This window comes from Aeromonas sp. s8 (assembly GCF_040907785.1).
Lineage (GTDB): Bacteria > Pseudomonadota > Gammaproteobacteria > Enterobacterales > Aeromonadaceae > Aeromonas > Aeromonas veronii.
The window spans coordinates 17,680-28,201 of record NZ_JBFOCL010000041.1; the positions used below are offsets into that span (position 1 = coordinate 17,680).

Annotated in this window: 9 protein-coding genes; 4 read left to right on the plus strand and 5 right to left on the minus strand. The window is 57.7% G+C overall.

All coding sequences use genetic code 11. From position 1 onward, the window contains the following. Positions 1-205: 205 nt before the first annotated feature. Entirely contained in the window at positions 206-2,185 is a 1,980-nt protein-coding gene (locus AB5Y86_RS14300; protein ID WP_368193132.1) for a methyl-accepting chemotaxis protein, read from the plus strand. A gap of 8 nt (positions 2,186-2,193) precedes the next feature. Then, positions 2,194-3,669 carry an ABC transporter substrate-binding protein gene (locus AB5Y86_RS14305; RefSeq protein ID WP_368193133.1) on the plus strand — a complete coding sequence of 492 codons (1,476 nt, stop codon included), beginning with the start codon at positions 2,194-2,196 and terminating at the stop codon, positions 3,667-3,669. Between the two features lie 74 nt (positions 3,670-3,743). Here AB5Y86_RS14305 and AB5Y86_RS14310 read toward each other — a convergent pair whose 3' ends face one another. Continuing rightward, complete coding sequence (locus AB5Y86_RS14310) at positions 3,744-4,544, minus strand: GNAT family N-acetyltransferase (protein WP_368193134.1); 801 nt, start codon at positions 4,542-4,544, stop codon at positions 3,744-3,746. A 329-nt stretch (positions 4,545-4,873) separates the two neighbouring features. On the opposite strand from AB5Y86_RS14310, the gene metF reads away from it, so the two are divergent. Continuing rightward, positions 4,874-5,764: a methylenetetrahydrofolate reductase gene (gene metF, locus AB5Y86_RS14315; RefSeq protein ID WP_005340191.1), complete on the plus strand. Its 891-nt coding sequence runs from the start codon at positions 4,874-4,876 to the stop codon at positions 5,762-5,764. Between the two features lie 69 nt (positions 5,765-5,833). Here the strand turns inward: metF and AB5Y86_RS14320 are convergent, their stop codons facing one another. Continuing rightward, a complete protein-coding gene (locus AB5Y86_RS14320) occupies positions 5,834-6,898 on the minus strand; it encodes a DUF3103 family protein (protein WP_021231648.1) in 1,065 nt (354 codons plus the stop codon). 122 nt (positions 6,899-7,020) lie between these two features. Then, the gene (locus AB5Y86_RS14325) at positions 7,021-8,196 is read right to left on the minus strand and encodes a benzoate/H(+) symporter BenE family transporter (protein ID WP_368193136.1); all 1,176 of its coding nucleotides are present in this window, start codon (positions 8,194-8,196) and stop codon (positions 7,021-7,023) included. 119 nt (positions 8,197-8,315) lie between these two features. Between AB5Y86_RS14325 and AB5Y86_RS14330 the strand changes: the two genes are divergently transcribed. Further along, positions 8,316-8,885: an XRE family transcriptional regulator gene (locus tag AB5Y86_RS14330; protein WP_309507913.1), complete on the plus strand. Its 570-nt coding sequence runs from the start codon at positions 8,316-8,318 to the stop codon at positions 8,883-8,885. Between the two features lie 16 nt (positions 8,886-8,901). Here the strand turns inward: AB5Y86_RS14330 and AB5Y86_RS14335 are convergent, their stop codons facing one another. Both AB5Y86_RS14335 and AB5Y86_RS14340 read right to left on the minus strand, forming a co-directional pair. After that, positions 8,902-10,098, minus strand: a complete 1,197-nt coding sequence (locus tag AB5Y86_RS14335; protein ID WP_368193138.1) for an NnrS family protein — start codon at positions 10,096-10,098, stop codon at positions 8,902-8,904. A gap of 235 nt (positions 10,099-10,333) precedes the next feature. Next, positions 10,334-10,522 (minus strand): hypothetical protein (locus AB5Y86_RS14340; RefSeq protein ID WP_368193140.1); only part of this gene is annotated, 189 nt, incomplete at its 5' end.

Sequence of the window (10,522 nt, forward strand, 5' to 3'; positions counted from 1 at the left end):
CTGAACGGACCGCGGAAGATAGCAAAGTACGTCTCTTTCAGCCCGGCTTGTGCCGGGCTTTTTTCGTACGGCTGATTTTGTCTGGACTGTGATCCAACCCGATACAAATCAATTAAATACCTGCCGCTTTATTTCAGTTATTCGCCACCCCTGCCGATAGTGACTATGTTCACTTTACCTTCCCCCAATGAGTGAGGATGTCTCCATGGGCTTATCTATCGTGCAGCGGATCATCGCCGGATTCGTGTTGATGCTGCTGTTGCTGATCCTGCTTGGTGTGATCAGTACCTTTAAAATCAAGGGTATAAATGACGGCCTCTCTGCCGTATCTGACCGGGCAACCCCGCTGGTGGTGGCTGTCGCAGGTCTCAAGGGGGCGCTGCAGGATAGCAACCGCTGGGTGCTGGTCTACCGCACCAGTGAAGATGCCGCCCAGTTGCCGCAGCTGGCCAATCAGTTCAAGGAGCAGCAGAACCGCTTCGCCCAGCTGAGTCAGGAGATGGGTAAATTTACCGACGTAGCGGATGCTCGTGCCCGCTTCCAGCAGGTCGAGAGTGCTACCACTCAATTTTATGGCTTGGCGGTTCAGGTGTTGGCCCAGCATCGGCAGTGGGTTAGTGCATTAGATCAGCGCCACAAGCTGGAGATGGAATTTATCCGCCTTGAGGATACCTACCAGTGGGCGGCGGATCTGCTGCTGCAACAGACCGCCAGCAAACGCTCCATGCGCAACAAGGCGGAACTTATTACCTCGGGTATCGCCCGCGATCTGAAGAATATCCGCCGTGCCGATGCCAAAACCGACCTGAACGAGCTGGAAAAGGTTCTCAGCAAGGATATCGAGATGGCCCGCAAGCGGTTGGAGCGGGTGCTGGTGCCCGATGATGTGAAAGCGCGCTTTGTCTCCAATCTGGATCGGATGCAGGAGTTGGCACTTGGCGCTCAGGGCTTGCTGGCAACCATGCGTCAGGCTCAGCAACTGGCGCTGTCGCTGGCCACGCAAAATCAGCAGCTGGATGCCAGTCTGGTCAACAGCCTAAATTTGCTCGATGAGATGGGCAAGTCTGCCGGAGCCATCGCCAGCGATAGCCGGATCAATGCCGATGCAGCGGTCAGTAGCGCCAGCTTCTGGATCCTGGTGGTTGCCGCTATGTCGGCCGCTGCCGCACTGGTGATCGGCTATACCACGGCGCGCAGCATTCAGCGCCCGTTACAGATGATCAACAAGGAGCTCGATTACATGGCGGCCGGTGATATGACCCGCCGCATCAACTACCGCAGCAGTTGCGAATTTGGCAGCCTCTCTCGCTCCATCGATACGCTGGCGGGCAAGACCGGCGAGCTGCTCTCTCAAATCAATGCGGGCTCCCGTCATCTGGTGAATGAGGCGAGCCGCGCCGCCGAGATCAGCGAGCGGGCCATGTCCCGGGTACAGGAGCAGAAGAGCCAGACCGATCAGGTGGCCGCCGCCATTACCGAGCTGGAAGTGAGCGCCACCGAGGTGGCCCGCTCTACCGATGGCACCAAGCGCGAAGTGGATCTGGCCGATGAAGAGGCGCGCAATGGTCGCCAGAAAGTGGCCACCACTCGCCGGATCACCGAGCAGCTCGCTGGCGCCATGGAAGAGGCGGTCGGGATCACCTACAAACTTGGGGAATTCAGTAACAACATCGGCAGCATTCTCGATGTGATCCGCAGTATTGCCGAGCAGACCAACCTGCTGGCATTGAACGCCGCCATCGAAGCGGCCCGTGCTGGTGATGCCGGTCGCGGTTTTGCGGTGGTGGCCGATGAGGTACGGGCACTGGCCAATCGCACCCAGACTTCGACCGAAGAGATCCAGGGGATGATTGAGAACCTGCAGAGCTCCAGCAAGCATGTGGTTGAAGTGATGGGGCGTAGCCAGGAGCAGACCCAGAGCTGTGTCGAGCAGACCCGCGAGATGGACGTGGCGCTGCAATCCATTGCCGAGCGGATGGGTGCCATCAAGTCGATGGCGGATCAGGTGGCCCATGCCGCTCAGGAGCAGATCTCCGTCAGTCAGGGGGTCGCTCGTCATATCGCCGGTATTGCCGATGTGGCATACGAGACCGAGCGGGAGGCGCGCGAATCCGCCAGCAGCAGCGAAGTGCTGGCCGACCTGGTCGCCAAACAGCAGCAATTGATCGCACATTTCAAGGTCTAGGAGGGCTTATGTCTAAAAAGTGGATTGGAGCCCTGAGTCTCCTGTTGTGTGGCCAGCTGATGGCCAGCGAGCTGGTGATTGAAAGCTGGCGAACCGATGACAAGGCGTTGTGGGAGCAGAAGATTATCCCGGCGTTTGAAGCGGCGCATCCCGGCATCAAGGTGAGTTTTCATCCGGTGCAAAACGTCAACTACATGCCCACTCTGTGGGAGAGCCTGAAAGGCGGTAAGGCGGGGGATCTCATTACCTGTCGTCCATTTGATGACTCGCTCGCCCTGTTCAAGGCTGGCCATCTGGCCGAGCTGACCGAAATGGCGGGGATGGAGAACTTCCCGAGTTTTGCCCAGTCACCGTGGCAGACCGATTCCGGTGCCCAGACTTTCTGCGTGCCGATGGCCTCGGTGATCCATGGCTTCTTCTATAACAAGAAGATCTTCAGTGAGTTGGGGCTCACCTTGCCGCAAACCCGCGACCAGTTCTTCGCCGTGCTGGACAAGATCAAGGCCGACGGGCGTTATGTGCCGCTGGCCATGAGCGGTTCCGAGAGCTGGGTTGCCTCCGAACTGGGGTTCCAGAACATTGGCCCCAATTACTGGAAAGGGGAAGATGGTCGCCTGGCTCTGATTGGTGGGCAGGAGCGGTTGGACAACCCGCAATATGTGAAGGTGTTCGACGAGCTGGCTCGTTGGCGTTCCTACCTAGGTGAAGGTGGCGAGAGCCGCGATTATGCGACCAGCAACGAGCTCTTCACTTCGGGCAAGGCCGCCTTCTACGTGGCGGGCTCCTGGGAGATTGCCCCCTTCACCGGCAAGGTCGATTTTGGCGTCATGCGTCCGCCGGTGGCCAAACAGGGTGATGGCTGTTTCTTTACCGACCACACCGATATCGGTATGGGGATGAATCCGGCCAGCAAGAATAAAGAGGGGGCGATGGCTTTCCTGCAGTGGCTGACGACGCCGCAATTTGCCGAGCTCTATACCAACTCGCTGCCGGGATTCTTCTCCCTCTCCAACCACTTCTTCGATGTCACCAATCCGGCGGCCAAAGAGATGATGGAGTGGCGCGATCAGTGTGACTCGACCATTCGGGTGGCGACCCAGATCCTCTCCCGTGGTACGCCCAAGTTGGGGGATGAACTGGCCGAGGTGAGTCAGGCTGTGCTGCTTGGCAAGATGGAGCCCAAAGCTGCCGCGGATCGACTGGAAAGTGGCTTGAAGGGCTGGTATGCCTCTCATCAGGGCAACAAGGCCAAGAGCGCGGATTGTCAGTGTGATGCGGTTGCCCCTGCCCCTGCTCCTGTTTCAGCGCCGACGACTGAGGTGTCCGCAGCTCCCGCGACCAGTGAAACATCGGCCGTGGTGTCACCTGCTGTGACTCCCGCAGAACCCGCATCAGCGGCCGCTGCCCCATTACCGGCGCCGTCGGATGAGGTGGAGCAGGCGCTATCCAACGAGCTGGAGGCGCCACAGCAGCCACAGCAATAGGTCATCTGCACCAATAAGAGCGGGAGGCATCAGCCTCCCGTTTTTTTTATGGCTCGCGGCCAGCATGTATCGCTTTATTGTGCTTCGTGGGGCCAGCGGCAGAGGCTGCCGATGCGGGCTACCGGGGCAAACCCCAGAGAGCGGTAAATGCGCTGGGCATGGTAGTGCTCGTCAGCCACTATGATGAGTTGTTTGGCGCGGGACAATCCTGCGCGAGCCACTTGACTCAGCAGCTGGCGGCATAACCCCTGGTTGCGCCAAGCATGGTGCGTGCGTACCAACTGGAAGCGCCCAAGTGTGCCGCAAAAGAAGAGGCCGCAGCTGGCGACCAGTTGACCCTCTCGCCAGATCCCCCACCAGTCCCCGAGACCATCGGCAATCATGGCCTGATAGAGCGCCTGGCGGGATTGCAGATAGGGGAGATAACTCTGTTCCGAGTGCCCCTCATCCCGCTCATGGAGTTCGAAGTCGAGCCACTCAGGCCAATCAGCAGTAGTGAAGGTGCGAGCCTCAACCTTGCTCATGTCGTCGTGAGGGGGTGGGCAGCTCTGCTCATCCAGCGCCAGTACCACGCACTCCATATATTGGTAACCCGTTGCGACAAAACCGGCGATCCGGCTGTTTTGTCCGGCGGCCAGTGGCCATTGGAAGGTGCGGTGGCGCACTCGAGGATCCTGGCCGATCAGCCGATCAAATGTGGCTTCCAGCCAGCCTTTGTCATGGTCGCTAGGCGGGGAGGGGAGTAGCAGGTAGTTGCCGAAGTAGTAGTCGGGAGCATCCGGCGTGCGAACCGCCCAGAACTGATCGTGCTGAACAACATCGCCCTGATAGCGATCGAACAGCAAGTCGGTGGCAAAGCCGGGATGGGTATCCATGATGGTGCTCCTGCAAAGACTCATTCTGTTATCGGCAGGAGTGGGGAATAGATGAAAAGGGGCCGGAGAAACCTCCGGCCAAACAATCACACGCAGATTCAGAACGTCCAGGACGATCTGCCCCCATCATAACTCGACTGGGGCAATTTTGGGATGGGCACTTTTCGGTTACGTACCGTTAATTTTGTAAATATGAAGTTCGTCAGATCGGAAGTGAGGTAAATCCCTGTTGACTTTGTGTCGTTTTGCTCATAAATATAAAGACGTTTAGACGTCCAAACATCCGTTTTGACGTAGACAGATGGATTGCAGGACAGGGAGAAGAGCAGATGGGATTTCACAGTGCACGTCAGGTTGAGGCGCTCAACCAGAGCTTGGCAGATTTGAATGGCGATATATCGGTCAGTTTCGAGTTTTTTCCGCCCAATAGTGAAGGGATGGAAAATACCCTCTGGCAGTCCATCGAACGGCTGAAAGTGCTGGAACCCAAGTTCGTCTCCGTCACCTATGGCGCCAACTCTGGCACCCGTGATCGCACCCACAAGGTGATCAAGGACATCAAGGAACGGACAGGCCTGATTGCGGCGCCGCACCTGACCTGTATCGATGCCAGTCGCGACGAGCTACGCACCATCGCCCGCGACTACTGGAATAGCGGTATTCGTCATATCGTGGCTCTGCGCGGTGACTTGCCGCAGGGGTTGGAGAAGCCGGATATGTATGCCACCGATCTGGTTGCCCTGCTCAAGTCAGAGGCGGACTTCGATATCTCGGTTGCCGCCTATCCGGAAGGTCACCCGGAGGCCAAGAGTGCGCAATCCGACCTGCTCAACCTCAAGCGCAAGATTGATGCCGGTGCCAACCGCGCCATCACCCAGTTTTTCTTCGATGTGGAAACGTATTTGCGCTTTCGGGATCGCTGCGCCGCCATTGGTATTGATGCCGAAATCGTGCCGGGGATCCTGCCGGTCTCCAACTATCAGACCCTGGCCAAGTTTGCCGGTTTTACCAACGTGAAGATCCCGCGCTGGATGCATCAGCGTTTCGAGGGGTTGGATAACGATCAGATGACCCGCAATCTGGTGGGGGCGAGCATCGCCATCGATCAGGTGCGCGTGCTGAGTCAGGAAGGGGTGAAGGATTTCCACTTCTATACCCTGAACCGCTCCGAGCTGACTTATGCCATCTGCCATACTCTGGGGGTTCGTCCCAAGGGTTGACCGGTGGTCACCGCGATAAAAGCAAAAAGCCAATGAGTTGCTCATTGGCTTTTTCGTTATGGCTGATTATCAAGGTCTGGTCGGGGCGATCTCTTTTGGCTCAAGATCGATAACCGCATTACCGGCAGCCCCCGGATACTGGCGATAGACCTGATCCTGCTCCAGTGTGTAGAAGGTATCCAGATAGTCGTCGTTGTTGGTCATCCAGGAGTCGGGCAGCGCCTTGACGATGCGACCGCCGAGATCGAGGAAGGGCAGGGCTTCCGGCACGCCACCCGCAGTAAAGCCGAGTTTGAGAGCTTCAATCAGCAGGGCGCTCAGCTCCTTGTAGTTGACGTTGTCATCCTGCTCCATCATCACCACATCGACGGCACCCCAGCGATAGCGATCCCAGTAAACCAGGATCTGGTTGGGGGTGTAGTCTGTGTTGTCATAGTCGAGGTAGGGCATGTCGACAATATCGACCACAGGCTCATCCCGGCTGGGATTGACCCCTGCGACCACCGCATACACTTCGGCTGCGCCGAGCAGCCAGGGCTCCTGATCATCCTTCAATCTGATCTTTTTCAGGATACTGGTCTTGAGTGGCGCCGTGCTGGCCGCCACTCGTGGAGCGCTTTGCAGATCCGCATCGGCCAGCGCCTTGCGCATCACTTTCAAGCCTGCGTTCTTGGCTTTGACGGGATCGGCTTCGACTACCAGAACCGGCCGGGCCGGTGCCTTGTCCACATCCAGATAGACGGGATTACCAGCGCTGTCGAACGCTTCAATGGCGCTCCAGCTCTTCTCATCTCCGCTCGGAACATAGGCGACTAGCGGTTCGACGCCCTGTTGCAGTGCGGCGGCCTGATCGGTGTTGGCCAGCCGCAACTGCATCAGTTGCTTGACCTCGCCATCCAGTCCTTGTCGGCTGATGGCTGCCTGGTTGGCATCGCTCGCCTGCCGTTTAAGCCGTGGACTGGCCTTCTGCAGCAGGTTGGGAAGCGGGCTCTGATATTGCTGATTGCTCAGCAGGGGCAGCAGGTTTTTCTGCTGAAGTGCGAGCTGGCGAGCCAGCTCTCGATCCGTATCGGCAGCCTGGACGCTCGTAGCACCCAGTATGGCCAGTAGTAACAAGACAGCCTGATTTTTCATTTTTATACTCCGTTGCATGGAACCTGACAGGGCACCATGTCCGGGAAGATTGGTGCCCTGACGCCACTAGAAGGAAATTAGTTTCACTTGTGAATCATTTTATGTGGATAGTGTGCAGAGGTTCACGGTTTGAGGTTCAATTGATTCCTTTGTCGATATGATTGGAACTGATAGATAGCCAGACCAATCAGCAGACCCCAGCAGGCTGCCGCGATGCCGAGCAGGCTGATCCCGGACGCGGTAATGATAAAGGTGAGCAGCGCAGCTTCTCGCGCTTCATCCTCTTGCAAGGCGGAGTGCAGGCTGTTGCCGATGGTGCCTAACAGGGCCAAACCAGCGACGCAGGTGACAAGGGCTGCCGGAAAGGCGCTAAACAGGGCCGCGACGGTCGCACCGAAACAGCCGGTCACGAGATAAAAGCAACCCGCCCAAACCGCAGCAGGCCAGCGGCGCTTTGTATCCGGGTCGACCTCTTTGCCCATGCAGATGGCGGCAGTGATGGCGGCCAGATTGAAGGCATAGCCGCCAAAAGGGGCGAGCAGCAGGCCAGTCAGGCCGGTCCAGCTGATCAGCGAGGAGGTGGAAGGCTGATAGCCGTGGGCCCGCAAGATGGCAATCCCCGGCATGTTTTGCGATGTCATGGTGACAATGAACAGCGGCAGCGCGATACCAAACAGAGCATCAAGGGAGAAGGCTGGCCATGTCCAGACCGGGCTGGCGAGTTGCCAGTGTAGAGTTGTCAGCTGCAAATCCCCCCGCACGCTGCAGATCAGCATCCCTACTCCCAGTACCAGCACCATGGTATAGCGGGGCCAGAGATGACGACCCAGCAGGAAGGCCAGCAGCAGGGTGCCAAGCAGCAAGGGATCTTGCGGGGCGACCTTGAACAGATCCAGCCCGAATTTGAGCAGCACGCCAGCCAGCATGGCGGCGGCCAGCGGAGCCGGGATATGTTTCATCAAGCGGTCGAACCAGCCGCTGATGCCACACAGAGTGATCAGCAGGGAGGAGATCACAAAGGCGCCGCTCGCTTCCGCCAGAGTGAAGTTGCCCAGCGTGGCGATCAGCAGTGCCGCGCCGGGGGTAGACCAGGCGGTCAGTACGGGCATGCGGTAATAGAGAGAGAGGCCGATACAGCTCACCCCCATACCGATCCCCAGCGTCCAGAGCCAGGAGGCGACTTGGGCAGTATCAGCACCCGCTGCCGTGGCGGCTTGGATGATCAGGATGACGGAGCTGGTGTAGCCGACCATCACGGCGATAAAGCCTGCGACCAGATGGGGGAGGGCGAAGGGCATGACTCTTCCTCTTGGCGTTGTGACGCGCTGTGCGTTATTACGTACAATACAGCTTTGACTATATCGTCGTGCGCTATAGCGCACAAGGCGCATCGTGCAAGAGTAATAAAGAGGCAGTTATGCAAGAGGTGAGTCAGCATCTGGCTGCTCGACTGAAGGGGCTGCGCAGCGAGCGCGGCTGGAGCCTGGATGCCGCCGCGCGCGAAACGGGAGTCAGCAAGGCGATGCTGGGGCAGATTGAGCGGGGAGAGTCCAGCCCGACGGTGGCGACGCTATGGAAGATAGCCACCGGTTTTCGAGTCTCATTTTCCAGTTTCATTGAGCCCACACCCGCCACGCAGGAAGAGGTGCTCTATCGCACCGCCGATGCTATTCGCCAGCAGCCTGCGGGAGAGGGCATGCAAGTGGCACCGCTCTTCCCTTATGAAAACCGGTTTGGTTTCGAGTTGCTTGAGCTGACCCTGTTGCCGGGTTACCAGCGTGAGTCCGAGCCCCATGAGCCGGGAGTGACCGAGCATGTCATCGTCATCAGCGGTATGATGGAGGTGCTGGTGGAAGGGGAGTGGCGCTCACTGGTGCAAGGGGAGGCGGTGCGTTTTGCTGCCGATCGCCCCCATGGTTATCGCAATCTGGGCATAGCCCCGGCGATCTTCCACAACTTGATCCACTATCCGGTGGCAACACCCTGAACATGTTCCGCAGTCATCAACCCGGTCGACCATCTGCTCTGGGGCGGATCAGTATCGGGGTATAGACCCAGACAAACAGACCATAGGCCGCGATCCAGGCAAGCGCGCTGAGGTTCCAGCCATGCAGGGTATAAGTGGGCCAGAACAGCGGAATCGCCACCCGCATTGTGGCGGCAGCGATAACCAGGGCAAATGCGCCAGTGATCCTGCGTCCCACTTGCAAGGCTCGACCGCTATGGCCGAGAGAGACTCGTGCAATCATACCCAGAATTATGGTCCCCATGCAGCCTGCGCTGAGCAGGTGACTGGCCATCGACAACGTGATGGGCAGACCCGCGCTATGTGCCGCAAGGGAGAGCAGGCCAAGAGGGATAAACAGATAGGCGAGATGGAGTGACCACAGCAGGGGATGCGCAAGGATCGATGGCAGATGCCAACGTAGTTGCCGCCACAGATGCAAACTCGCCGCCACTATATAGAGAGGCACTATATATATGCTGGTGACCCATTGGGTGGGGAGTAACAGCCAGCAGAGCAAGATAAGCCACACTGTCGCGAGCGCCGCCCGCTCCAGCCAGAGCTGAGGTGCAGCTTTCTCCTGACCGGTTGCCCGGGCGGTGAAGAACGGAATCACCCTTCCACCCATCACGGCGATCAGGGTGGTAAACAACAGCACAGTCGTGATCAGCAGATGCTCAACGGTGTTCCACTCTGCATGCCATAACCAGCTGGCGCCATTGAGCAAGGTCAGTATCAGCAACAGGGGCACGAAGAACAGGTTGTGCCATTGTCGGGTTATCAAGATCGGCTTGGCAAGGAACCAGGCGCAAAGCGGCAACCAGAGCAGGTCTGCCACCATCAGGAGCGTATTCTCCTCACCCAGCCAGGGTAACAACGCCCTTGGCAACATCCACAACCCCACTACCATTGCCAATGGCCAGCTCCGAACACCGGGATGGGCCGTCCAGTTCTGCACCGCGGTGAGCAGAAAACCCGCGACTATGGCAGCCCCGAAGCCAAACAGCATCTCATGACCATGCCACCAGATCGGGTTGGCAATTCCTGGCAAGGTTAGCCAACCGTTGAGCTGCCCCAGCCAAAACAACATGGCGACGGCCGCAAACAGAGCCCCGAACAAGAAGAAGGGTCGGAACCCCAAGCGGAACAGCGGGACGATTTGCTCTTCCTTATGGCTATCGAGGATTTGATGCATGAGGGTATTCCAATTAAACATTTGAGATGGCAATTATAAATTAGCTTTTCAAATGTTCAATTTAAATCCGGCAATAGTCAGGATTGATGCCATTTCGAGCAAAAAAAGAGGTGGTTGTTTGATATCTGAGCGAACGAACTTTTTTGCTGAAAAAAGCCCTTGTCATCCCGGCGCGGCTCCCTATAATGCGCCCCTACCAGCACGGCGGAACACGCCGAACTGATGAGCCAGCTTCCTAGCGAAGTGGGCGCCGAAAGAAAAGCGAAAACAATCGCTTGACTTTCGAGGTGAGAAGCGTAATATGCGCCTCCTCAGCGCGACAAGCGTGACGCTCTTTAACAATTTGAATCAAGCAATCTGTGTGGGCACTCACAGCATCGAGCATCAAAAACAATTTTTGATTTTCAATGTCTGGTGAAGTGAC